Below are 26,542 nucleotides of genomic sequence, written 5' to 3' on the forward strand. Positions count from 1 at the left end.
ATTATGATACACCCTATTTCCTAATTCATTTATTTCCTCCATTCATTTTTTAAAGAATAAAAGGATATAGCCAGTAATTGTACACTTCTAATATCATGCCATTCTATTCCATATCTAATTTAATTTCCATCTTAGTATCATCTAAATAACCTTTGTAATCACCACCTCCATCAAGATAGAACTTAGACTCTTCTTTTTCACCTATTTGAATTGTGCATTTTGTAGTTATATACTCAATTCCTTCTATTATCTTACCACCTACTATTTTTCTACTTAATATTTTTCCTTCTAAAGGCCCAAGATAATATCTATTCCTTGCATTTATTTCTTCAGAATTAAAATTCTTTTGACCTTCTATATACTTATTCTCTGGTTTCAGATATTCAAGATCAGTTGACGTATCAAATTCTACTACTAAGTTTCCATTATCGTCTCTTGTCGGTTTATAGAATATAACACTTTGATCACTTATCTTTTTTTCCTTTGGGTATTCATCATTAATATTTAAAATTACTTCCTTTTCTTTATCCTTCATATAATATAAGCCCTCTATACACAGATATAAATCCTTGGGTTTATCTTTAAAGTATATAGATGGTATGAAATATAGACTGCCTTTAGTGTACTTATCCCTTCGTCCTTCACTTCTGAAAATTGTCATTAAGCCCTCTTGGGCATAGATATTACCCTCACTATCTTTTAAATACACATTATGAAAGCTTTCAAAATTGTAACCCGGTTTATCTTTCACATCTAAATTTATATTCATCCTTGTTGGATTAATAATTAAATCTGTAATTTTAAAATTTGTACTTCTAAATTTCAGTTCTTTTCCTTGATAAAATTTTTTAGGCATCTTTATATGCTCTTTTTCAAGAGGTATCTCTATTGTATCGAATTTTTCTATTGCCTTTTCATCATTGCTTTCACTACTTTGCATTTCTTTAATACTTAAAAACACAGATAGTTTATCATTATTTGATTTCATAAATTGTTCAAATGTTACTGGATTGAATCTTATTTCAAAATCTCTAATAAATGAATTTGAATTATATTTATAATTTTCCATTCCAGGATAGCTATGCCAGTGATTTCCATTTAGACAATTGGTGCTTAGGTATATATTTGGATTCTCATAATTTGCTAAAAGGTCTTTAATTTTATCACCCTTTATCTCTATTGTCATTCTACATCTATCAGAATCCATAAAAATATTATCTATAATAATTGTATATCCCTTCTCTTTATGGACTACCTTAGGCATCTTCTGATATCCATTATCATAGGCTGTCTGAACTCCCTTATCCACACCATTCAACCATTCAACTATTGGCTTTAAAAAACTAATAGTTGAAGCATGTGCTGCAAACTTAGGACTTACCTTTACACTAACAGTAAATAAAATTAATACGCCTAAACATGATGATAATATTTTTATAGGGATATATCGTCTATTCCTTTTAACCCTTATATTATTAATCCTTCCTAAAATCTTATCTTCTAGCTCGTCTGGAACATTGATTGATTTTTTATCAAGCTTTTTCATAAATTCATCTAGCTCTTTTTCATTATAATTATCATTAAAAGTCACAATATCCCTCCTTATCATTAAGAATAGATTTTAATTTCTTTATATTTGAATAAATTTTCGTTTTAGCAGTTCCAACGGGTATGTTTAGTATTTCGGCTATTTCTTGTAGTGTATATCCCATGTAGTATTTCATATGAATCATGGATCTTTCTGTTTCAGGTATGTGTGATAACAGACTCTCTATACTATACTTTTGAATTGTATTATTTGAAAAGGTTTGTTCATTCTGTAATTCTATCTTAATATTATTTATTTTCTCTCTAATTTTTAACTCAGTCTTACACTCATTAATAACTATTCGTATAAACCATGTTTTAAAATATTTAGGATTTCTTAAGCCTTTAATATTTTTGTAAGCCTTCTCAACTGCATTGCATACTGCATCCACACTATCTTCTTCATTATGTAAGTAGCAATAGGCTATTTTATAGGCTTGGTCTTTAACTTCAAGCATTAATTTAGTAAAGCTTTCTTTATTTCCTTTTTGCGCCTGCTTTATTAATAATTCATCCATTCTCATTCCTCCCTTCATGTATTAGATAAATAAATAATATAAAAAGTTTTTTGTAATAGCAAATTTTTGAAAAAAGCAAAAAATAAAAAGACATGCTAGACGCAATGTCCAACATGCCTTTTTATTTTTCTGCTGTATGTTATTATTTATTTAACAAGCTCTGCACCTTTTGCAAGGGCTTTTTCATTTAAAGGAATTAAGTGAGCTTTTCTTTCACCAAATACCTTTTTAAGAGCTTCAATAATTGACTCAACTTTAACAGCTTTTGTTAGCTCTAAGTAAGCACCTAACATAACCATGTTTGCTACTTTTGAGTTACCTAATTCAACTGCAACTTCATTGGCAGGGATATAGTATACTTTTAAGTCATCTCTTTCTGCTTTTCTATCTATTAAAGAGCTGTTTATTAAAAGATTTCCATCTTTTACTACATCTGCTTCAAATTTATCTAATGAAGGTCTATTCATAGCAATAGTAGCAGTAGCTTCAGTAACTATAGGAGAACCTATAGGCTCATCTGATACCATTACATTACAGTTAGCAGTACCTCCACGCATTTCTGGTCCATAAGATGGTAACCATGATACATTCTTATTCTCAATCATTCCTGCATAAGTTAATAACTGACCCATTGACATAACACCTTGACCACCAAATCCAGCCATAATTACTCTTTCTTGCATTCTACTCCACCTCCTGAGGTGTTCTAAAGTTTCCTAATGGATAGTAAGGAAGCATATTTTCTTCTAACCACTTAAGTCCTTCAACAGGAGTCATACCCCAGTTTGTTGGACAAGTTGATAATACCTCAACTATACCGAAGCCTTCACCTTTTAATTGAACTTCAAAGGCTTTTTTGATTGCTTTTTTAGCTTTTCTGATGTTAGCAGCATTGTGTACAGATACTCTCTCTACAAATACAGCTCCATCTATTGTTGATAGCATTTCAGAAACCTTAAGAGGCATTCCTGAATGCTCCTTAGTTCTTCCGTATGGAGAAGTTGTAGCTTTTTGTCCTATTAATGTTGTAGGAGCCATTTGTCCACCAGTCATACCATAAATAGCATTATTTACGAATATAGTAGTTATTTTCTCTCCACGGTGTGCAGCGTGAACTATCTCTGCAGTACCAATTGATGCTAAGTCTCCATCTCCTTGATAAGTAAATACAACATTATCAGGGCGAACTCTCTTGATTCCTGTTGCAACTGCTGGTGCTCTACCATGAGCAGCTTCGTGCATGTCACAATTAAAGTAGTCATATGCAAAAACTGAACATCCAACTGGAGCAACACCTATAGTATCTCCTAATACGTCTAGCTCTTCTAATACTTCACCCACTAGTCTATGGATAATACCATGAGTACATCCTGGACAATAGTGGAATATTTTATCTGTTAAACCTTTAGTTCTATCAAATACTAAAGCCATTACTTTTCACCCCCTACAATCTTCTTAATCTCAGCAACAATATCATCTGGATTAGGTATCATACCACCTGTTCTACCATGGAAATATACAGGCTTTCTACCATTCATAGCTATTTTAACGTCATCTATCATTTGTCCAGTACTCATTTCTACTGTTAAGATACCTTTTGTTTTATCAGTAATTGCTTCAAATGCTTTATCTGGGAATGGCCATAATGTTATTGGTCTTATTAAACCAACTTTTAATCCTTCTTCTTCACATTTAGCTATGGCATTCTTAACTATTCTTGAAGTTGTACCATATGCAACACATACAACATCTGCATCTTCAACATTATATGATTCGAATCTAACTTCTTTTTCTGTAATTATTGCATGTTTCTTTTCTAATCTTTCGTTTACATGCACTTCTAATTCTTCTGGATCTATAAATAATGAGTTTATGATATTAGGTTCTCTTTCTCCCTTAGTACCATCAGTAGCCCATTCCTTAGATGGTAATTCTCTTCTCTTAGGCTCATTAAATTCTACTGGTTCCATCATTTGACCAATCATACCGTCACCTATAACCATAACAGGAATTCTGTATTGGTCTGCAACATCAAAAGATTCCATTACCAAATCAACAGTTTCTTGGATTGTTGCAGGTGCATAAACAACGTGTCTATAGTCACCATTTCCTCCACCTCTTGTTGCTTGATAATAATCTGACTGAGCTGGTTGGATACCACCTAGACCAGGACCTCCTCTAACTATGTTTACTATAACACATGGAAGCTCTGCTCCTGCTATATATGAAATACCTTCTTGCTTAAGTGCGATTCCAGGACTTGAAGAAGAAGTCATAACTCTAACTCCTGCACCTGCTGCACCGTATACCATGTTAATTGCTGCAACTTCACTTTCAGCTTGTACGAAACATCCATCTACCTTAGGTAACTCCCTAGACATGAATTCTGGAAGTTCATTTTGTGGTGTTATTGGATATCCGAAGAAATATTTACATCCAGCTTTTATAGCTGCTGCACCTATGGCTTCGTTACCCTTCATTAAAACTTTTGCCATTTTATATTTTCCCTCCTCAAATATTATTTCTCTATTTCTCTTTCAACTTTAATAACTACATCAGGACAAATCACTGCACAGTTAGCACATCCTATACATTTATCCATCTCAACTACTGTAGCAGGATGATATCCTTTAATGTTTATCTTCTCTTTGTTCATTACTACAATGTTAACTGGACATACTGTTGTACATAATTCACAACCTTTACAACGGTCTTCAATAAAAGTAACCTTACCCTTTGCCTTTGCCATTTTTACAACCCTCCCTTTGCGGTTATGTTAACATAAATTAAATTTATAGTGATATATATTTATTAACACTTTTATGATTAAAACACTATGATCATAAATATTAGGAAAGCCCTCTATAATAAAGTCATCTCATTGCTCTTAATCATAAAAGTAATGCTAGCATTTAGCTCATCCATTCATCTCTCATATAAAGTTTAATAGGGAATACTTCTCCCTCTATATCTTCAGGAAGCTGTTTTGCAATATTCTCTAAAGCAGAAACATATTTTACTGGTATTCCAGTTTCCTTAGAGACTTCCTCTGCTAATTTTTGTCCTTCCAGAACATCCTCAACAGTAGTACTCTTCAATAGATGGGTATTATTTATTAATCCAGTAACCTTAGCTCTAGAAATTCTTTCTATTTCTCTAATGTAATATATAGCTTTTTCTACTGTTTGAGTCTCAGGTCGATTTGCATTTAGAACAAAAAACATATCGTATTTTCCATCCTTTAGATAGTTCACATATCTTCCTAATGCCCTAGCCCCAACTGGGTCTCCACCTACATCAAGTATTGCTTCAACTTCTTCATTTTGTAGAGGTGCATTTATTTCTGCTGATACAGCAGGTACATCTGAACCTTTACCTTTTATTGAACTGCCTATTACCTTTACGCCTTCCTTAGATAGTTCCTCAGTTTTTTCTCTACTTCTAAAGTATGGATTAACTACATCTAAGTCAGCTAATACTACATCCTTACCTTCTTTAGCAAGTTTTGATGAATAGTTTACTGCAAATTCTGTCTTTCCACTTCCATAGTGCCCTGTAATTATCCTAATTCTTTTATCATTTAACATAAAATCACCTTATCTTTCAGATAGTTTTGCCACCTTATGAAAGAGTTTATCTTTTACTCATATATTTTGGCTTTTTCTTCGCCTCTTAATACCCTTAATCCACCTTGCGCCAAAGCAATTAATTCATCCTCACCTGGATAAACAAATATTTTAGATATAAATCCTATTCTATCAGTTATCCATTTAACGAATTCTTTACCATAAGCTATACCACCAGTTAAGATGATTCCATCAACATTACCTTCTAATACTGCTGCACAGCTTCCGATTTCTTTAGCTATTTGATAAGCCATAGCTTTAAATACTAACTCAGCTTTTTCATCACCAGCATTGATTCTTTTTTCTACTTCGATACCATCATTTGTTCCAAGATAAGCAACTAATCCACCTTGTCCCTTAATCTTCTTTTTGATATCAGCTAATGTATATTTCCCTGAGAAGCAAAGCTTTGCTAAATCACCTACTGGAAGACCACCTGCTCTCTCTGGAGAAAATGGACCTTCACCATCAAGGGCATTATTAACATCTACAACTCTTCCTTGTTTATGAGCTCCTACTGATACTCCACCACCCATATGAGCAACAATGAAGTTTAACTCATCATAATTTTTACCAATTTCTTTAGCAGCTCTTCTTGCAACTGCTTTTTGATTTAAAGCATGAAAAATGCTTTTTCTATCTAACTCAGGCATACCAGAAATTCTTGCTACGTCATCCATTTCATCGACAACAACTGGATCAACTATAAATGCTGGTATGTTTAATTGTGAAGCTATTTCATTTGCAATAACTCCACCTAGATTTGAAGCATGCTCTCCTAAAACTCCTACCTTTAGGTCTTCAAGCATTTTTTCATTTACTTCGTAAGTACCACCTGATATAGGTTTTAATAGTCCACCTCTACCTACTACAGCACTTAATTTAGTAATATTAATTCCTTTTTCATTAAGAATCTCAAGAATTATATTCTTTCTAAATTCATATTGATCAAATAATTTTTCAAATTTACCAATTTCTTCTGATGAATGTCTTAAAGTTTCTTCTAAAACTAATTTTTCATTGTCAAATATTGCGATTTTTGTGGAAGTAGATCCTGGATTAATCGTTAGAATCCTATATGTTTCTGCCATTACCTTCCCCTCCTAGTCTTATTTAGTTTATAATAAATTATTTCTTTGACGCCATTAAAACTCCCAATGCTATTGAGTTAAGCTTTGCTTCATCACTATCTGCCCTTGATGTTAATACTACAGGAGCAGCTGCACCTACTATGATACCAGCACTCTTAGATTTAGCTAAGAAATTTAAAGCTTTATATAAAACATTTCCTGACTCAATATTTGGAGCTAAAATAATATCTGCATCTCCAGCTACTGGATGGTCTATACCTTTATGCTCTGCAGCTTCCTTAGATACTGCATTATCTAAAGCAAATGGTCCACCAACCATACATCCTTTGATTTCTCCTCTTTGATTCATCTCTTCAAGCTCTTTAGCATCTACAGTAGCAGGCATTTTAGGATTTACTTTTTCCTTTGCACATACTACTGCAACCTTAGGATTATCAATGTCAACTGAATGAGCAACAAAAGCTGCATTTTCTATTATTTGCTTCTTCTGGTTAAGATCCGGTGCTATATTCATTGCAGCATCTGTAACTAGTAACAGCTTATCATAATGCTCAGTGTCAAATACAGCCACGTGACTAAGAACCTTATCTGTTCTAAGACCAATTTCTTTATCTAGAACTGCTTTTAAAATAACTGAAGTATCAACTAACCCTTTCATAACAAGATGAGCTATTCCACTACTTACAAGCTCAACTGCTTTTCTAGATGCCTCTGCTGGATCCTTGATATCTTCTATCCTAAACTTTGAAATATCCATTCCTATTTCTTTAGCTACGTTCTCAATCTTTTCTTTATCTCCAACAAGAATAGCATCTGCAATTCCCATGTCATTTGCATTTTTAACTGCAATTAGTACTTCTTTGTCCTGAGCCACTGCTACAGAAATAGTTTTTGGTCCTCTTTCTTTTGCTAGATTTAAAACATCGTTAAAACTCTTAATCATTAATCTCCACCTCATCTTCATATATTTTTTCTTTTTCTTTACCTTCAATAACTCTAAGAGTTCCTTCATTTAATGCTTCTAACTCATCTTCTCCTGGGTGAAGGATTACTGGCGCAATATATTCGACCATCTTAGTTATTTTGTCAGTTAATCGCTTAGAATATGCTAAACCACCAGTTAAAATAATATGGTCAACATTACCATTTAATACAGTAGCCATAGCACCAATTTCCTTAGCTACTTGATAACTCATTGCTTCAAAGACTAATTTAGCTTTTTCATTTCCATTATCTATCATTTCATTTACCAGTTTTGCATCATTGGTTTCTAGATAAGCAACTAAGCCACCTTTGCCTTTTATCTTAGCCTTAATTTCTTTCAAAGTATATTCGCCAGAGAAACACATTTTTGCCAAATCCCCTGAAGGTAATCCACCTGTTCTTTCAGGAGAAAATGGTCCCATTTCGTTAGCATTATTTACATCAATTACTCTACCCTTTTGCATTGGAGCTACAGAAATTCCGCCACCAAGATGTGTAACAATTAGGTTTAAATCATTTAAATCTTTATTTAATTCATTGGCAATTCTATGTGATACAGCTTTAATATTTAAAGCATGGAATAGTGATCTTCTCTCTATTTCTGGTATTCCTGATATCCTTGCGATGTCATCAAATTCATCCACTGCAACTGGATCTACTATATAGGATTGAATTCCTTCTTCATCAGCGATGCCTCTAGCTAAAATTCCGCCTAAATTAGAAGCATGTTCACCTTGTACACCTTTTTTAAGGTCCTCAATCATTTTATCGGTAACTAGATAAGTACCGCTAGGCATAGGTCTTAAAAGACCACCTCTCCCTACTACTGCTTTTAAAGAAGCTTTCGCCACTCCTTCTTTTTGAAGCCAGTCTACTATCAAATTAAGCCTATATTCATATTGATCTGTTATACTATCAAATTTTGATAATTCGTCCGAGTCATGTTCAATCTTTTTTAGGATAACCTTTTCCTGGTTTTGAAATACAGCCACCTTTGTAGAAGTTGATCCTGGGTTTATCGCTAGTATGTATTTTCTTTCCATCTCCTCACCCCTAATCGATTTTATTCCAATAAATTAATAATGCAATTGTTATACCAATTATTATGTTTCTTAAGATATAAAATTATTTTTTCCAATTTATTAAATTTTATAGTTAAGGATTGTCTATTTTCCTAGGTTTAATTATTTTACTTCAAATAAAAAAGAGATGTAAAAGTCATATGTTTTCACATCCCCTTGTATTATTTGTTAACAAAATGATTTTCCTTGCAATGTTTTGCACGCAATGCTTTGCATCATAATTCATTCTTGCAAAATATTGCATAGTTTTTTGCACTAACTCAAATTATATTTGTCTAATTTATAATAAAGATTTCTAATCGATATTCCCATAGCCCTTGCAGCATCGGTTTTATTTTTGCATTTTCGTAAAGTCTTTTCAATGTGATTCTTTTCAGCAGTTTCTATGACATCACTAAGCTTTGCATTTTCTGTCTTGTCTCTTAAATTTAGTTCAGCTTTATTATTGTCCAATATATCTGCATTGTGTAGCCCTAGCTCTGGAAGATGATCAGTTAGTATTTCTCCTTCACCAATTCTCATACTTATTATAGCCCTACCAATTACATTCTCAAGTTCTCTTACATTACCAGGCCAATCATGTCCCTTTAAAGCTTTAAGCGCTTCGTCAGATATGTCAATTACTCTTCTACCATATTCTTGATTAAACTTCTTAATTGAATAAAGGACTAAATTATATATATCATCTTTTCTATCATTTAAAGTTGGAATAGTTATAGGAAATACATTTAGCCTATAATATAGATCTTCTCTAAATTTTTTATCTAAAACTGCCTTTTCTAAATCCATATTAGTGGCGGCAATTATTCTTACATTAATACTTACAGGTTTAGTTCCACCAACCCTTACAATTTCTCTCTCTTGTAATACTCTCAAGAGTTTTACCTGAGTGTTTAAACTAATTTCACCGATTTCATCCAAGAAAATGGTTCCTCCACTAGCTTGCTCAAACAATCCTTTTTTACCACCCTTTTTAGCCCCTGTAAATGCTCCCTCTTCATATCCAAATAGCTCACTTTCAAGAAGACTTTCACTAAGAGCGGCGCAATTTACTCTTACAAATTGATTAAATTTTCTATTGCTTTCATTGTGTATAGCATGGGCAAATAATTCCTTACCAGTACCACTTGCACCTCTTAAAATTACCGTAGCAGGTGTTTCAGCTGCCTTTTTTGCCTTTTCTATTGCAGCTAATAAAAGTTTATTATTTCCAACTATATCATCAAAGGTATATTTTGCTTCAAGCTTTCTAATTATCTGCTTCGCCTCTCTAAGCTCATTATTTAGGCGAATTATCTCTGACACATCATGCAGTACTCCTACACTACCCCTTAACTCTCCATCTACTATTATGGGGGCTGCTGTAGCAATTACTTCTTTTTTATACGGACCAACCTTAAGGCGTGCATTCTCTATGGGCTTTTTTGTTTCTAATACCTTCATATGAATGCTGTCCCCTTCAGCAATATCTGCTGTTGCATGCTTACCTATAATTTCTGCCTTATTTAGTCCTGTGACCTCTGTATATGCAGGATTTATCATAACATAGATTCCATCTTGATCCACCACACATATGGCATCTTGCGTTGAATCAAATATTGCTTCTAACATGCTTTGCATCTCTTCAAGTTCGGTATTTTGGGATGTCAAATCTAGCATATCTGTTATATCTCTAAAAACTGCTACTGCTCCTATTATATTACCTTCTTTATCATTTACTGGCATTCTATTTGTAATTATCTTAATGTCTTCTAGATCTTGCTGTCTATTTAACTCAAAATCTCCTGTTTCCAATATATACATTAATCTAGTATTCTTTATAACGTCTCTAACAGGCTTATCTAAAGCATAGCTTGCATCTATTCCGGTCAATTGTTCTGCTGCCTTGTTAAACAAAGTAATCGTACCAGTTTCATCAACTGCAATCATAGCATCGTGGGTCGAATTGAGTATTACTTCTAGTTCCTTTCTCAAATTCATCCTCCTTGCATTTTTATAATTTATCTAATTGAGTAAAACACTCTAATCATTTGATTGACTAGTGTTAGTTGCTTGATCACTATCATTTTCATTATCATTAGGATTTTGATTATCAACTTCTTCAGCGTCTTCATTTATCTTTTCTAGTGTCATATTAATTGTTTTTGGACTTATATTAATTATTTCTACCTCTTCATCTATTAATCCCTTAACTTCTACTTTATGTTCCCCTTCTGTCAATCCATCTAAATCTACATATAAGGTTATATCTCTTTTTTCTATTGAATTAATTATACTTTCAATTCCACTAACTGTGATTGATACTTTATTCTCAACTGAATCCTCATTAACCTCTAATCCTTCTGCTATTTTAAGGAATGTTAGGTCTCCAATTGTATATTCAAAAGTTTTTTCTACTATTGGTTCTACAGTTATTTCAACATTTGCTACAGTCTGTGAGTTAACAGTTCGTAGCCCTTCTGGAATTATTAATTCTACTTCAGTCGAATAATCAGATGTTAGATAACTTACATCAATCGGATTAGTTAAAAGCGCTGAAGCATTTTGAATGGCTTCTTCAGAACCCATTACCTCTATAGTATTTGGACTAGTTTTAATTCCTGTGATTTCATATCCTCTAAAAGGTGATCCTTCAATCTGAGGTTCTATTGACAGATTTTTACCCCTTAGGATAGGAACCGTTATCTCAACATTACTTGGTTCCTTTTCAACTAGATTTACTTCCTTACCCTTATCATCTAATACATTATATGGTACATTCACTACTAGATCTTCGTTTGCATCAGCCACATCGACTGTCGCTACAACCTTACTAACAGAATTCACCCAAGTCCTTGGTCCTTTTATAAGAACAGATTCAGGCTTTACTATTGCATTTCCTGTATGATATCCCTCAACTACACTTCCACTCTTTTGTATAGATACTGGTATCTTTTTAGATATTATTTCATCAATTTTAAATTTGGCTTCTTTAGGAGTATAGCTTTCTATCTCCATATTATCTAAGGGGCTTATATCTATAGGGAATCTCTGCATCCCATCTGTAGCTCCTATTAAATCTACATATGCTTTTATATCCTTTTCAGTAATATTTAATACATCATTTCTTCTTCCATTAACTTTCACTGAAATTTGAACCTCATTGGGCTCCATTATATATAAATTTGATTGAGTAATATAATCTTCATTTTTTAAAGCTACTTTTATATTTGCAAATTCCTTAGTTATCCTAGGATTAACCTCTCCCATAACATAAACCCATAATATTGTTGCAATGAAAACGGCTAAAATTCTTATGGTTATATTTCTTTTTTTATTTTTCACCATATTTTTGCCTCCATTTATTGAATATACTTTGTTTTTGGCTATTAGGTTTATATATGTCTTTTAGTGTACCTCTTAAGGTTTGTATATCTAAATATCTAGATAGGCTTCCATTATCAGCTGTAGATATTGCTCCTGTTTCTTCAGAAACGACTATAGCAATTGCATCAGATTTTTCTGTTATTCCCAAAGCTGCCCTATGTCTAGTTCCTAAGTCCTTACTTAAATGCAAATTATCTGTCAATGGTAAAAAACAACCTGCCGCTTTAACTGTCTCATCCTTTATAATAACGGCACCATCATGTAATGGAGTATTAGGTATAAAAATATTAATTAAAAGTCCACTAGAGACCTGTCCATTAATTCTACTCCCAGTCTCAACAACCTCATTTAAACCAGTATCCCTTTCAAAAACAATAAGTGCACCTATTTTCTGTCTAGATAAGGATGCAACAGCTTCAACTATCTCTTCAATCAAACCGGTCATAGCTTCATCCTTTATCTCTACAAAGGATTTAGTAAAAAGCCTACTCCGTCCTAAATACTCCAGGGCTCTTCTAAGTTCAGGTTGAAAAACTATCAAAAGAGCTATAACTCCAACTGTCATTGTCTTCTCAAGTATCCATTGAACTGTATATAGCTCAAGTATCTGACTCATCCTAGTAGCGACAAGTAGCAATATAATCCCTTTAATCAACTGTTCGGCTCTAGTTTCCCTTATAAGCATAAATAGTTTATAAAAGGCAAATGCCACTATAGCTATATCAATAATATCTCTAATTCTTATATTTAGAAACAGCTCTTTCATATATTGCAACCCATACACCCCTATACAAAAATAATTTGTTACAAATTTACAGAAAAGTTCAAAAAGTTAATCTTATATTTAATTATATAATAAATATCATCCTTTTAAAATACCTCTTTAAACAAAATATAGCCAGAAATAAGAATACTCATTGCTGGCTCATTTTACTAATCGTTTGATTATATGATTCTTCAATTTTTGAGTAAACTTCTTCACTGAGTTCACTGTCCTTATTACCTAAATAATCTGTAGTTGGTAATACTTCATATACAAATTTATCTGAACCCTCATATCTATTTACCCAGGTAGGAATATAATCTATATCCTTTATAGTTGTTTCACCACTAAAAGCATCTTTTTCAATTTGTAATTTAACAATTATACCATCTTCGGTATATTTATCATTTCTTAAATCTAAGGTCTCTCTTCTTTGGTTAGATATAAAATTACCCATGGAATATATTATGAATTTATTTGAACCATTATGATTGATAATCTCTGATTTTTGAATAACATGAGGATGAGAACCTAATATTATATCAGCTCCCCATTGTACCATTTTTTCCCCTAATTGAATTTGTTCATTGCTAGGGCTAAGCTGATATTCATTTCCCCAATGTATAACCACTGCTGTAATATCCGCTCCTAATTCATCTGCTTTCTCAATATCTCTCTTGATTTTATTTTCATCTATAATATTAACCATTGTTCCTAATTCACTAGTGGTTAATAAGCTTTCTAAGCCATTACATCCATAAGTATAGGCTAGTAGCCCTATTTTAATTCCATTTATTTCTTTTATCCTAACTCTCTCACTTGGCTCTTTATATGTTCCAATACTATCCATACCTAATTCATTTATTTTATCTATAGTATTTATAAGACCATGCTTCCCTTTATCTAAACTATGGTTATTGGCAGTTGATAAAACATCTAGACCTGTAGCCTTTAAAGCCTGTAGAGTTTCTATCGGACTATTAAAGGTAGGATACCCAGTATATCTATATTGTGGTCCTGCAACAACTGATTCAAAATTAGCTATAGCTAAATCAGCAGAGCTTATATATGGCTTAACCTTTTCAAAGACAGATCTAAAGTCATATCTTCCATTTTCCTTATTAAATGCACTAATTATTTGGGTAGTATGAAACATAATATCACCCGTAGCTACAATAGTTGCAGTTTTATTCGGTAATATAAAGTGAGAATCACCATCACTCATCTGAGATTCTAAGATATGTCTAGGTCTATGAAAATTTAAAAACTTAGAGCTAGATATATTTTTTTGACCATCATCTTCTATATGACTTGTCCCAAATCTCCCTGAGATATACTTTCCAGAAGTTATTATTAGAATAAGTAGCAATATTACTATAGGTAATCTATATTTACTATTCTTAACTTTTTTGCTCATCTAAACTCTCCTTTTCTATAGAATATATTCTACTCTTATATATTTTTTACTATGTCTAATCCTAAATTGATTTCAAAAATATTTAATTCTCTAAATGATTTAACATTTCTATAATTATATTAAAATTCCTCTATTTTTTTAAAATTACTTTAATTATTCTTTCCTATCATTTAGTCTATCATATTTTAATTTTGATTCATGCATATAGTGATTCAATTTCTTTTGATTTATCCACCATATATATATAACATAAGGTATAAATAAACCAGCTAATATAGGTATTTTAGCCATAAGAATAAAATCAAATACACCATGCAGAATTACTGGCATATATAGAGACTTTTTTAGATAGTGCCTTTCACTGGCTTTATCTTTAGAAAATTTTGCCAAAGAGAGATAATATCCCATGGTTACTGCAAAAATTGCGTGGGCTGGAACAGAAAGGACTCCTCTATAAACTCCAACATATGGATTATAGCCAAACCTAAAAACTACATACATTATATTTTCCACAGTGGCAAATCCCAGAGCAGAAAATATTGCATATACTATCCCATCAAGTTTCTCATCAAAATTAGAGTTCTTATATACTATTCTTAAGACTATTTCTCGCTTAAAAAATTCTTCAGTAAAGCCTGCAACTATAAAAGACGTAAATACTATTCCTAAAGTTCCTCCAAAAACATTAAGATACATAAAAAACTTTTCAAAAACTATAGTGGGCAATATTGATAGTGCTCCAAATATGAAGGTTTTCAACAATAAACCTATAGGTTCCCTATCGTATCTATCGCTTAAATACACTGCAAATGCAATAGAAATAGCCGGAGTAACTGCAATTACAAATAATCTGGTGACCAAATTCTTCATCCTCCTATTGTGTTAATAGGTTTATTATTTGTATCATTTCCTCTGTTAATTCCTTTTCCAAAAAAGAATTAAATCTTCCATAGGAAGACTTAATCACCTTTATTGTTTTTTTAGATTTATATTATAGATAATTAAACTTCCATTATAAATAGAGTTACATCATCTTCTAATTTATCTAGTGCTTTATGACTTGATAAGTCTTGTATAATTGATTGTATAATCTCCTGAGAGGCATTTTCTTTATTTTCTTTTACTAGACGCTCTAATCTATCTGCAGTATAAAGATTATCATTTTCATCTTTAGCCTCTACAATTCCATCGGTATAAAAAAGTATCTTGTCCCCTTTTGTTAGCTTTACTTTATAATCTTTATACTTAGGGTCAATTATTCCTTCAAGCTTACATATGGGAAATCCATCACCATAGTCTATATCTTTTACTTCTCCATCTCTTTTCACAATCATAGGAGGACAATTATGCCCTGCTGAAGAATAGGTAAGTTCATTCCGTTCAGTATTATATATTCCATAAAACATAACAAGATAGTTTTCATCGGGAAAATTAGATTCATTAAATATTTCATAAAAATTTGAAACAACGTCGCTTGGTGATATTATTGAGTAATCACTTTCCTCATCCAAATCAAAAATATTCCCTTTTAATATCCTACTAGCAAATATCGTGAGCATAGCAGCTGGAACCCCATGTCCAGATACATCTATTATATAAACTCCTATATTCTCATCATCAATTTTAAAATAATTGTAAAAGTCACCACTTAATCTCTCACATGGTAGATATTTAGAATAAAAATTCACACCGTTTATCTCTTGAACTCTTTGTGGCAACAACGCTTCTTGTATTTCCTTAGCCGATTCTAAATCCTCAAGAATCTTTTTATTCATTTCTATAAGATTCTTATTTTTTTCAACCAACTCTTCTGTCTTTTCATCTACTAGTTTCTCTAAATTATCCGCGTATTTCTTCAATTCATTCTGCACTTCTGACAATTGTGTATATGGATTTCTAATTGTGCTTAAAAAAATGGCTTTAAAAATTGCGAAATAGGCAATTATTTTAAAAATATGCCCTAAAAGATTATATGTATCAAAAACATTTACGTATAAGGTAAATGTCAACTCACTAAAATTACTAAAAACCAAAGCTATTAAAAGTCCAATTGCATGTCCACTTTTAAAACGTCTATGCTCTCTCAATAAAATAAATGATGTTAAAACATTTATACCTACTATAATATACTCTAATGTAACTTTCAATGGTGTTAATCCTACTCCATTAATGAATAAAGGAGGAATTAATCCTATATTATACGTAACAATAATAAAAATAATCATAAGTATCAGAATGCTGGTACCTAAAAATACTTTTCTATCAATCTTAGTCTTTCTTTCTTTAGAAAGTAAACTAAATACTAAAAGTCCTATACTCATTAGAATCCTTCCAATTATCCAATAAGCAGTGGCTTTCTGGGGGGTATTTCCAGTAAGGAAAGCTGGCATTCCATCGTAAGACATAACATGGAGAATGTCTATAAAGCTTACAACTAAAAATAAATTAGCTAAAAAAATATACCTCAATTGTTTAAATAAATCAAAGGTATAATACAAGACTGCAAAGGTTGAAAATCCAATTAAAGCAGAAGTGAATTCCATTAATAAATGGATTATTAAATATGTGTTTTGTGAAAAAACTTTATAAGTAAATTCACTTGTGATATTTAAAATGAAAATAGTTAGTGCGCAAAATAGTATAGATGCAGATAAAAAGAGATACAGTTCATTGATTCTTTTATTGTCTGTTATCCTTTTCAGTCCAATCACAAAATTCCCCCTTTCAATATATATATAATTCTACAAAAAAATATTAATACCTCTATAATTGTCCACCTTTACAAAAATTTCACCAATTATTTTTGTCTGTTTTTATCTATCATTGAAATCATCTCATTTGTAGCATCAACAGTTTCTTGTAGCTTATTCTTAAGATTACTTATGGTTTCTGAAATATTTCTATCCTTTGCTGTTCCATTATTATCAGAAGTCAATAACATCTCTATGCTATTGATGCTAGAAATGCTATTCTCATTATTCTTTGAGATCTCTTTAGTTTGTGTTATGATATCTGCTAATGTTCTTTTATCTTCCATTTTATCCACACTCCTTGATTATCTTTTGATTTATTATCCACATTTTCAAGAGAATTATGTATAAAATAAAAGACTAAAGATTAATCTCTAGCCTTTTTCAACATACCATTCTGAATGAGAATAAATACTCCTATTCCTAAAAATATATCTCCAATACTTATCATTTTTGAAAAGGGATAAAATTTAGGTGTAGGAATAACATCTCCCAAGAAGAACAATCTTGTATTTTCGTTAACTAAGGTGTGAGTTATTATAGCATGATTCTTCAAAGCATTCAGAGTATCTTTTAATCCTAGATAACTCAATCCACTTCCTGATACTGGCATTTGCCCTCCATTTGAAATTATAACTATATAATTTAATAATGTTCCGATAAAAACAAAAATCATTGATTTTTTATTAAAATTAAATATTAGTCCAATAAAAATTAATAAATAAGAAATAGTATGGATTATTATAAAATATTTGTCTAAAATTTGATTCATAAATCCTAAATTCTTAGTATTTAAAAAGACGGATAAGAACTCAATTCCAAAACCTATTATAAATAAATAATATTTCTTTAATTCAAGTTCCCCTATTAATTTAAATTTACCACCTCTAGCCTTTCCTACTACTAACGATGATGCTACTGACTCAATTATCATTTACAGCAGCCCCCTTCAAAGACTTAGCTTTTTCTTCTGCTTGTAATTCAGATTTAATAATTCCAACGAAAATTTCTGATAACTTGGGATGAAGTTGAGTACCAGCACTTCCTTTAACTTCTTCTATCGCTTCTTTCTTATCTAAAGCACTTCTATATGGTCTGTCTGATGTCATTGCATCATATGCATCGGCTATTGCCAATATTGAAGACTCCATTGGTATATTCTCACCTTTTAGTCCATCTGGATATCCTTTTCCATCATATCTTTCATGATGGTGTTTCACTATATCTATTATATCCTTAAGAAAATCTACATCCTTTAATATTTCTGCCCCAATTATTGGATGCTCCTGAATAGCCTTATATTCTTCTTCTGTTAATCTACCAGGCTTCTTAAGTATATTATCATCTATTCCAATCTTACCAATATCATGTAATAATGCTGCCATTTTAATATTTTCTATCTGCTTATGACTGAGTTTTACAGCCTTTGCAAGCTTAATTGAGTACTCTTCTACTCTAGTGGTATGACCACGAGTATATGCATCCTTAGCCTCTATTGTCTTCGACAGAGCTTGTATTGTTTCCATATAGACTTCTCTCATATCTATATACATTTTAAAAGAATACCTAGCCAAGAGTAATGGCCCAAAGAACAATAGAACTGCACCAAAGCCATATTCTAAATATGCTAAGGCCATTATTATTCCTAAAGTACCAATTGCAAGAGAACTAGGAAAAAGCATCTTTAAGTTATTCATCCACATATTAAAAAATCTTTGCTTAGAAATAAGAGAAAATAGCATAGATACTATAAATGTATTTAAAAGCATATATACAATCAGAGTTATCAGCAAGGCTACAATCGATAATGCTTGTCCTCCTTCTCCAAGCTTAATAGATACTTTAGAGTAAACAGCCCCAGATATTCCAACGACAATGATACTTTGAGTTACATTAAATATCGTTTTATATACTGGTGCATTAAATAAATGAATAATTTTATTGTTTAATTTAACTACTCTAAAAACAAATCCTACCGTAGTAGTAATTGCTGCAAATAGAGGTCCTCCAATTATAAGTGAGGCTAATATTATCGCAAATGCCACAGAGATTCCTGCTCCACTTGGCATAATTATAAGTAGAGATTCAGCTGTAATAGCTAATACACACCAAAATATTAGAGAATATACATTGGGAATAGCGTATTCATTGATTAAAAACCCAAAAACTAGTACGGATATTATACAGATTATTGATACATATATTTTGACTCTACTCGGCAAGCTACTCATATTAATCCTCCTTATATATGAATAATTAGGTCGACAAAATTAATTCATAAAAATTCTATTTATTTCTTATACCCAAGACATGTTAGCGCCACTAGCTAAAACTAGTGCAACTATGCTTAATAAAGCTAATAAAAGTTTTTTCATTTATATTGCCTCCTCCAGATAGTAAATTATTACTGAATCGCTAGTACAGTATACTATCTACGCTTCGCTGGTTTTACTAAATTTGCTAAAAGGTTTGTCGACCTAATTTTCATTGTGATATTGCACAATCTTTCTATTTATTCCATCTAAGGTTGATTTCACTATTGATTCTTTGTGGTCACTATTGATTGATGCGCATCCTGTAAAGAACTGTTCTTCATATTCATTAAAAAATACAATCCCTGTTACAACTACTCTTTTATCTGCAATCTCTATAACCTTAACATCTTCAGCTATAAACAATTCGTCTACTCCTAAAAAATTTTCCACTGCCTTAAGGGTTGCTTCTACTATCATTCTTTTGGAATTATACTTTGTTTGTATTCCAGCAACTTGTCCTTCATAATATTTGCCGCCTTTCTCAAGAACAACTTTTATTGTAGCCTTTTTTCCAGTTAATGAATACTCAACAGTAGAAAATCTTAATCTAAAATCATTATTTGAAACTACTTCTTCATCAATTTGAGCTATAGATATTTTTTTATGATCAATATTAATTCCAAATTCAGATATCAACATTGATTGAATATCTCTCGAGATTTGCTTAGGCTCTCTTTGTGTATTGGAAAGAATATGTAGTTCTTCTATGTCATTTTTTTTATCTACAATAATCTTACATGAAATTATAGACTTAAGCTTAACTAGAAACTGCTCCATTTCTTTAATATTCATCAAATCACCCACTTTAAAATACTTTGAATTTCTAACTTACTATGGCAAAATCATTCTATGTAATTTACCACTTATATATATTCTATCAAGCAGATTACTTTCCCTTCTTTTTTTTATATTTTTTTCAGTTAGCAGCATGCTTCTTTATTTCGAAAATAGACGTATTCCTTAGATGGAATTATATGGTTAAACCTTTGCTTTTAATCTTAAAGTGAAGATTACAGTACGAACTCCTTATGCGTTTTCATTACTAAAAAACGCTATGACCTTCTCATCATAGCGTTTTTTATTCATCTACATACTTCAAAAACTCTCTTTGCATTATTACATGTCAAATAATCTCACTGCTTAATTTAGTCCATTCCTCAATCAATCGATTTAACTTATTATCTAAAGTTTCTTTCTCTTTAAACAAATCAGCTAGTTTTTCATGATCTGTAGAATATTGTTTCATTTCATTTTCTTTTAATTCAATATGTTTCTCTAACTTTTCTATTTCCTTTTCTAATTTTTCTATATTCATTTGATTTATCTTATACTTATATGAAGATTTTGATTGTTTATTTTCATTTGGATTCTTCTCAACATTCTTGCTCTTCTGTTGATTTCTTTCCTTTTTTTGCTCCCTTGCTTCAATTCTATCCTTCTCTTCTTCCTTTTTTCTTTTATAATAGTTATAGTTTCCACCATAACTATATAATTTTCTGTTACGAATCTCTGTTATTCTTTCTGAAATTTTATTTATAAAGTATCTATCATGGGATATGAAAAGTATAGTACCCTCAAAATCATCTAGAGATGCTTCTAACATTTCCCTAGAATCAATATCCAGGTGATTAGTTGGCTCATCTAAAATTAAGAAGTTAATATCTTCATACATAAGCTGACAAAGCTTTAATCTACTCTTTTCCCCTCCCGATAAATCTTTAACCTTTTTAAAAACATCTTCATCAAAGAATAGGAAACCAGCAAGAATACCCCTTGCTCTTCCTTCTGGCATAATATGTTTCTCTCTAAAGGATTCTAATATAGTTTGGTCCTCATTATCAAAATATATATTCTGGTCTAAGTAACCTATTTTGACACTTGCTCCAAGCTTAACCTTTCCTTCATCAGCATCATATTCTTTATTTAGAATCTTAATAAGAGTGGATTTTCCGCTACCATTTTTTCCAAGTATAGCGACTTTTTCTCCATATCTGACATGAAGATTTAATCCATCAAGGACTAAATTATCTCCAAATGCTTTTCTTAATTTTTCAATTCTTACTACATCTTTGCCTGACCTATCTTGAATAGAAAAATCTAGCTTCATTTTCTTATGTTCTAGAGTGGGCTTATCAACCTTATCCATTTTATCTATTCTTTTTTGCATATTTCTAGCTTTGATAAACATCTTTTCATTATCAGCTCTAGTACCCCAGTCTCTAAAACGCTTTATAGCCTCTTCCATACCTTTTATTTTCTTTTGCTGATTTTGATAGACCTCAAATTGTGCTATTAGCCTTCTTTCTTTTTCCTCGACATAATATGAATAGTTACCTTCATAGATTTCTGTTTTCATATCCTCTATTTCAACAATTCTAGTTGCAACCATATCGAGAAAATATCTATCGTGGGATATCATCAAGGCAGTTCCATTATATTCTTTAAGAAATCCTTCCAACCATTCTACAGATTCAATATCTAAATGATTTGAAGGCTCATCCAGCAGTAAAATGTCTGGATTCTGCATTAGTATTTTTCCTAGTACAACAGTAGTTTTTTCTCCACCACTAAGATTTATAAACTTCCTTTCCATAAACTGGTCTGAGATTTTTAATCCTGAGGATATTTTGCTAATTTTTTCATCAATATCATAGCCACCCATATGTTCAAAAGTGCTTTGCAGTTTTCCATATTTCTTCATTACAACATCTAAGTCATTTTGATTAACACTAGCCATCTCTTCCTCTAGTTTCTTCATTTCTTCTCTTACCTTGAAGATTTCTTCAAATGCAGTTTTAAGAACATCAATTACCTTATATTCCTGAGGATAGTCAGGTATTTGGTCTAGATATCCTACAGTGGCTCCTTTTCTTAATGATAATACTCCTCCATTATAGTCCTCTAACCCAGATATAACTTTAAATATAGTAGTTTTACCAGTTCCATTTCTACCTACTATTCCTATTCTTTCTCCTGTTTTTGCCTCAAAGGTTATATCATCCAATACCTTAGTAGCACCATAATATTTTTGAATTCCATTTAATGATAACTCAATCATTTTATCTCTCCTTTCAAAAAGTAATAGCCTAGGCAGCGAAATCTTACCTAGACATTCCTTTAACATGAGAGTTCTATAGATATCTTCTAAATAATAGAAGCCTAATGTCCCCTTGATTTTATACAAGATTTTTTAACTCTTATCAAGTATTTTTACTCCTAATAAAAATATTTATGTGCTTTTGCTTTTTCAATTATTAGAATTAATATACTTTCTGTAGAATATAAAAAAGTCTAGGCAAGTAATCCTTTACCTAGACCAGTTATTCTAATATACAATATCCGTGTAAAGATGATTCACTTGCTTTCAGTTAACATAGTATTTAATTTTGGACGCACTACTCCCTTGGTTTTGTGGAGTAAATGTTATACCTGAAATTGGTAGTCTATCCAAAATAATGTCAACTAAAAGTTTAGACTTCATCTTTGCACCTCCTTACATATTCCTATATATTATATCATTCTTTATTAAGTGTTTCAATACAAAAAGACACATAAAAATAAGGTATCCTAAAAGGAATACCTTATTTTTACTCAAATATGTATTTAATTTATTTCTATTTGAAAGATATAAATTTTTCTCTTTTAACTCCACACACTGGACAGGCTTCATGTTCTTCATTTCCAAAAGTATATCCACATACTGGACATACATGAACCTCTTCTACTTCAAAGTCATTTCCAGCATCAACTGCTTCTTTTGCAGTAGTAAATAATTCAGAGTGAGTTTTTTCAGCTTCAATAGCATACTTCATAAATAATTTAGCTTGCTTTTCTTCTTGAAGTTCTGCTACAGCTAAATAAGCTGGGTACATTTGCTCAATTTCGAAGTTTTCTCCATCTATAGCTCCTTGAAGGTTTTCTGAAGTACTTCCTAATCCAAATCCAGCTCCTGCAGTAACTTGGAAATCTCCTGCTTCATCTTTTAACGCTCTGAAGTGATTAGTTGCATGAACTTCCTCAGCATAAGAAACGGCTCTAAATAAATTGGCAACGTTTTTAAATCCTTCTTGTTCTGCTTTGTTTGCCCAAGACTTATATCTCATATGAGCTTGACTTTCTCCGCCATATGCTGATCTCAAATTTTGTGCTGTCATTTCATTCATAATAAATTGCCCCCTTACAGTAATTTTATTTTCGGATAATTTTTACCCAAATACTATTATAACAAACATTAAAATTTATTCTAATGAAATAATTTTTAAATCAAGCTGTTTTTCTCATGAGAATTTCATAAAAGCAGTTGAATAGTGAAGTATACCCATTTTAATTTTACATAAAACTTTAGAATAAAATCTATTTTCTTAGAAAGTTAAATATCCTAGCTTTATCTATGATTACATTCCTGTTTTTATTAAATATTGATTCCTAATACGATAAAGCGGTATGATGAGATTAATCTCAACATACCGCTTTTATTAATACAACCATTCTAGTTCATTTATTTATCTTTTAAATAAATAGGTTAACATTTGACTCTTCTGCTGCGTCAAGATAAGCTGCAACTCCACCATATTCTACTCCATCTATCAATTCATCTTTAGTTATACCCATAAGATCCATACTCATAGTGCAAGCTACCATTCTAATTCCAGATTTCTTAGCTAACTCTATAAGTTCTTCTAATGAATTAACATTTTTATCATTCATAACCTTTCTTATCATTTTAGGTCCCATACCAGCCATGTTCATATTAGATAATTGTAGCTTTTTACTACCTCTAGGCATCATCATTCCAAACATTTTATCCATAAATGATTTTTTAACCTTTACTTTCTCTGGTTTTCTTAGTATATTTAAGCCCCAAAATGTAAAGAACATAGTCACTTCTTTTCCCATAGATGCAGCTCCATTTGCAATAATAAATGAAGCAATAGCTTTATCTAAATCACCACTGAATACAACCATGGTCTTATCATCTTTGACGTTACCCATTATTTCCTTTTTGTTTGTATTTGCAACATTATTAACTTGTCCTTTTCCCTTTTTTATGAAAGCAGCAAACTCAATTTCTCTTTTTTCTGTCTTTAGAAGAGTATTCCCAGTTCTATTGCTCCACGCTTTAATATCATAAACAAATCCTGGATCAGTAGCTGTAACCTCTAGTATATCTCCAACATTTAAAGTCTTCATCTTTTCATAAACCTGCATTATTGGCCCTGGGCATTGCAAACCACAAGCATTTAGTTTTACTGTTTCTCCAGTTACTTCATTTTCCAAACTAGTATCTACTACTTCAGGTTCTCCATCATCGTTAAAGCTTGCTTCAGGATTACATTGCACTCCTCCGCATTTATCCAAATCATCATCTTGGCAAAATACACAACTATAGGTTGTATACCCTCCGCTGAAATTTTTAACTTTCTTAAAGCCATTTTGCTTTAATATTCTTGTAGCTATATAAGCTCTCAATCCTATGGCACAATAAGGTATAATAAGCTTGTCTTTATCTAGCTCATTCAATCTGTCTCTTAATTCATCAACAGGTATGTTTACTGACCCTTCAACATGCCCTAGTTCCCTTTCAATTGGCTCTCTTACATCTAGTATTATAGTGTTTTTCTTATCAATACTTTCAAATTCATTCCATAGTATTACATCCATATCTCCTTTTAATATGTTTTCAGCCGTAAATGCTGCCATATTAACTGGGTCCTTCGCTGAAGAGAATGGAGGTGCATAGGCAAGTTCAAGCTCTTTTAAATCATATATAGTTCCACCAAATCTTATAGAAGCTGCTATTACATCTATTCTCTTATCTACACCGTTATATCCAACAATCTGTGTTCCTAAGACTTTTCCATCCATATCAAATATCAGTTTGATTGTCATTGGTATTGCACCAGGATAATACCCTGCATGGGATTTTGAGTGAATTAATGTTATCCTATAATCTTTTCCATACTCCATACCATTTCTTTTTAAAATCTTTTCATTATGACCAGTATTAGCAACCGTTAGGTCAAATACTTTTGCGATAGAAGTTCCTTGAGTTCCTTTGTATATTTCGTCTTTGCCAACTATATTATTTGCTGCAATTCTACCTTGTTTATTCGCAGGACCAGCTAAAGGAATCATTGTCTTTTTATCATTCATAAAATCTGTTACTTCTATTGCATCTCCTATAGCATAAATGCTCTCATCTTCAGTCCTAAGATGATCATCAACAACTATTCCACCTCTTTCATTTAGCTTCAATCCGCAACTCTTTGCCAATTCATTATTTGGTCTAACTCCTATAGATAGAATTACTATATCTGCTTCAACCTTTCTTCCACTTTGAAGAGTGATTGTAGTTGTATCATCTTTTTTGTTGTATTCAAAGTTCTTAACTCCATCTTCTAGATATAAATTAACATCCTTTGATTTAATATGTTGATGTATTATTTGTGCCATTTCATAGTCTACTGGAGCCATTACTTGATTTGCCATCTCTATTATAGAAACTTCTAACCCTCTATCATGAAGGTTTTCAGCCATTTCTATTCCAATGAAGCCTCCACCTATAACTGCAGCTCTTTTAGGCTTCTTATTATCAACGAATCCCTTTATATCATCAGTGTCTGGAATGTTCCAAAGTGAAAATATATTTGGACTCTCTATTCCTGGAATTGGTGGCTTAAGAGGACTTGATCCTGGTGATAATACCAGTACATCATAGGATTCCTTATATACTTTCCCAGTGTCTAAATTCTTTACTTCTATTTCCTTTTTATCTCTATTAATTTTTGTTACTTCATTTTTTACTCTAACATCAATATTAAATCTAGCCTTCATTGCCTCAGGTGTTTGAACTAGAAGTGCATCTCGTTCCTTTATTGTTTCGCCTATATAGTATGGTAATCCGCAGTTTGCAAAAGATATATATTCTCCTCTTTCAAACATAATTATTTCTGAATTTTCATCCATCCTTCTTAAACGAGCGGCTGTACTTGCTCCACCAGCTACTCCACCAACAATTAGTACTTTTTTTGACATGTATATTC

General features: G+C 31.6%; 23 protein-coding genes. All 23 read right to left on the reverse strand.

Annotated features, from left to right (window positions below):
- Positions 1-103: 103 nt before the first annotated feature.
- Positions 104-1,591 (reverse strand): DUF4179 domain-containing protein, encoded by a 1,488-nt coding sequence (locus JMO20_RS12330; protein ID WP_202709983.1) that lies wholly within the window; start codon positions 1,589-1,591, stop codon positions 104-106.
- Positions 1,581-2,105, reverse strand: a complete 525-nt coding sequence (locus JMO20_RS12335) for a sigma-70 family RNA polymerase sigma factor (RefSeq protein ID WP_202709984.1) — start codon at positions 2,103-2,105, stop codon at positions 1,581-1,583. Before JMO20_RS12335 ends, JMO20_RS12330 begins: the two co-directional genes overlap by 11 nt.
- A gap of 146 nt (positions 2,106-2,251) precedes the next feature.
- A complete protein-coding gene (locus JMO20_RS12340; RefSeq protein ID WP_202709985.1) occupies positions 2,252-2,788 on the reverse strand; it encodes a 2-oxoacid:acceptor oxidoreductase family protein in 537 nt (178 codons plus the stop codon).
- Between the two features lies 1 nt (position 2,789).
- Complete coding sequence (locus JMO20_RS12345; RefSeq protein ID WP_202709986.1) at positions 2,790-3,536, reverse strand: thiamine pyrophosphate-dependent enzyme; 747 nt, start codon at positions 3,534-3,536, stop codon at positions 2,790-2,792.
- Entirely contained in the window at positions 3,536-4,600 is a 1,065-nt protein-coding gene (locus JMO20_RS12350; protein ID WP_202709987.1) for a 3-methyl-2-oxobutanoate dehydrogenase subunit VorB, read from the reverse strand. Before JMO20_RS12350 ends, JMO20_RS12345 begins: the two co-directional genes overlap by 1 nt.
- A 23-nt stretch (positions 4,601-4,623) precedes the next feature.
- On the reverse strand, positions 4,624-4,854 hold the full coding sequence (locus JMO20_RS12355; protein ID WP_202709988.1) for a 4Fe-4S dicluster domain-containing protein: 231 nt from the start codon (positions 4,852-4,854) through the stop codon (positions 4,624-4,626).
- 163 nt (positions 4,855-5,017) lie between these two features.
- A complete protein-coding gene (locus JMO20_RS12360) occupies positions 5,018-5,692 on the reverse strand; it encodes a nucleotide-binding protein (RefSeq protein ID WP_202709989.1) in 675 nt (224 codons plus the stop codon).
- A gap of 53 nt (positions 5,693-5,745) precedes the next feature.
- On the reverse strand, positions 5,746-6,822 hold the full coding sequence (buk, locus tag JMO20_RS12365) for a butyrate kinase (protein ID WP_202709990.1): 1,077 nt from the start codon (positions 6,820-6,822) through the stop codon (positions 5,746-5,748).
- Between the two features lie 37 nt (positions 6,823-6,859).
- Positions 6,860-7,765: a phosphate butyryltransferase gene (ptb, locus tag JMO20_RS12370; RefSeq protein WP_202709991.1), complete on the reverse strand. Its 906-nt coding sequence runs from the start codon at positions 7,763-7,765 to the stop codon at positions 6,860-6,862.
- On the reverse strand, positions 7,758-8,849 hold the full coding sequence (gene buk, locus JMO20_RS12375; protein ID WP_202709992.1) for a butyrate kinase: 1,092 nt from the start codon (positions 8,847-8,849) through the stop codon (positions 7,758-7,760). The genes ptb and buk (JMO20_RS12375) overlap by 8 nt, the downstream gene beginning before the upstream one ends.
- Positions 8,850-9,143: 294 nt before the next feature.
- The gene (locus tag JMO20_RS12380) at positions 9,144-10,862 is read right to left on the reverse strand and encodes a sigma-54 interaction domain-containing protein (protein WP_279380122.1); all 1,719 of its coding nucleotides are present in this window, start codon (positions 10,860-10,862) and stop codon (positions 9,144-9,146) included.
- A gap of 48 nt (positions 10,863-10,910) precedes the next feature.
- On the reverse strand, positions 10,911-12,215 hold the full coding sequence (locus JMO20_RS12385; RefSeq protein WP_202709994.1) for a CdaR family protein: 1,305 nt from the start codon (positions 12,213-12,215) through the stop codon (positions 10,911-10,913).
- A complete protein-coding gene (gene cdaA / locus JMO20_RS12390; RefSeq protein ID WP_202709995.1) occupies positions 12,202-13,029 on the reverse strand; it encodes a diadenylate cyclase CdaA in 828 nt (275 codons plus the stop codon). The genes JMO20_RS12385 and cdaA overlap by 14 nt, the downstream gene beginning before the upstream one ends.
- A gap of 139 nt (positions 13,030-13,168) precedes the next feature.
- Entirely contained in the window at positions 13,169-14,434 is a 1,266-nt protein-coding gene (locus JMO20_RS12395; RefSeq protein WP_202709996.1) for a CapA family protein, read from the reverse strand.
- 153 nt (positions 14,435-14,587) lie between these two features.
- Positions 14,588-15,304, reverse strand: coding sequence for a PrsW family intramembrane metalloprotease (locus JMO20_RS12400; RefSeq protein WP_279380123.1), 717 nt, complete (start codon positions 15,302-15,304; stop codon positions 14,588-14,590).
- Positions 15,305-15,435: 131 nt separating this feature from the next.
- A complete protein-coding gene (locus tag JMO20_RS12405) occupies positions 15,436-17,145 on the reverse strand; it encodes an MASE3 domain-containing protein (RefSeq protein WP_202709998.1) in 1,710 nt (569 codons plus the stop codon).
- An 86-nt stretch (positions 17,146-17,231) separates the two neighbouring features.
- Positions 17,232-17,471: a hypothetical protein gene (locus JMO20_RS12410; protein WP_202709999.1), complete on the reverse strand. Its 240-nt coding sequence runs from the start codon at positions 17,469-17,471 to the stop codon at positions 17,232-17,234.
- Positions 17,472-17,551: 80 nt separating this feature from the next.
- Positions 17,552-18,118 carry a DUF5317 domain-containing protein gene (locus JMO20_RS12415; RefSeq protein WP_202710000.1) on the reverse strand — a complete coding sequence of 189 codons (567 nt, stop codon included), beginning with the start codon at positions 18,116-18,118 and terminating at the stop codon, positions 17,552-17,554.
- Positions 18,108-19,415: an HD-GYP domain-containing protein gene (locus tag JMO20_RS12420; protein WP_202710001.1), complete on the reverse strand. Its 1,308-nt coding sequence runs from the start codon at positions 19,413-19,415 to the stop codon at positions 18,108-18,110. The genes JMO20_RS12415 and JMO20_RS12420 overlap by 11 nt, the downstream gene beginning before the upstream one ends.
- Positions 19,416-19,661: 246 nt before the next feature.
- Positions 19,662-20,291, reverse strand: a complete 630-nt coding sequence (locus tag JMO20_RS12425) for a hypothetical protein (protein ID WP_202710002.1) — start codon at positions 20,289-20,291, stop codon at positions 19,662-19,664.
- A 331-nt stretch (positions 20,292-20,622) separates the two neighbouring features.
- Complete coding sequence (gene abc-f, locus JMO20_RS12430) at positions 20,623-22,683, reverse strand: ribosomal protection-like ABC-F family protein (RefSeq protein ID WP_279380124.1); 2,061 nt, start codon at positions 22,681-22,683, stop codon at positions 20,623-20,625.
- Positions 22,684-23,113: 430 nt separating this feature from the next.
- Positions 23,114-23,662: a rubrerythrin family protein gene (locus JMO20_RS12435; protein ID WP_202710003.1), complete on the reverse strand. Its 549-nt coding sequence runs from the start codon at positions 23,660-23,662 to the stop codon at positions 23,114-23,116.
- Positions 23,663-24,008: 346 nt separating this feature from the next.
- A complete protein-coding gene (locus JMO20_RS12440) occupies positions 24,009-26,534 on the reverse strand; it encodes a DsrE/DsrF/DrsH-like family protein (RefSeq protein ID WP_202710004.1) in 2,526 nt (841 codons plus the stop codon).
- Positions 26,535-26,542: the final 8 nt, after the last annotated feature.

The sequence above is a fragment of the Sporosalibacterium faouarense genome (assembly GCF_016765695.1).
Lineage (GTDB): Bacteria > Bacillota > Clostridia > Tissierellales > VENL01 > Sporosalibacterium > Sporosalibacterium faouarense.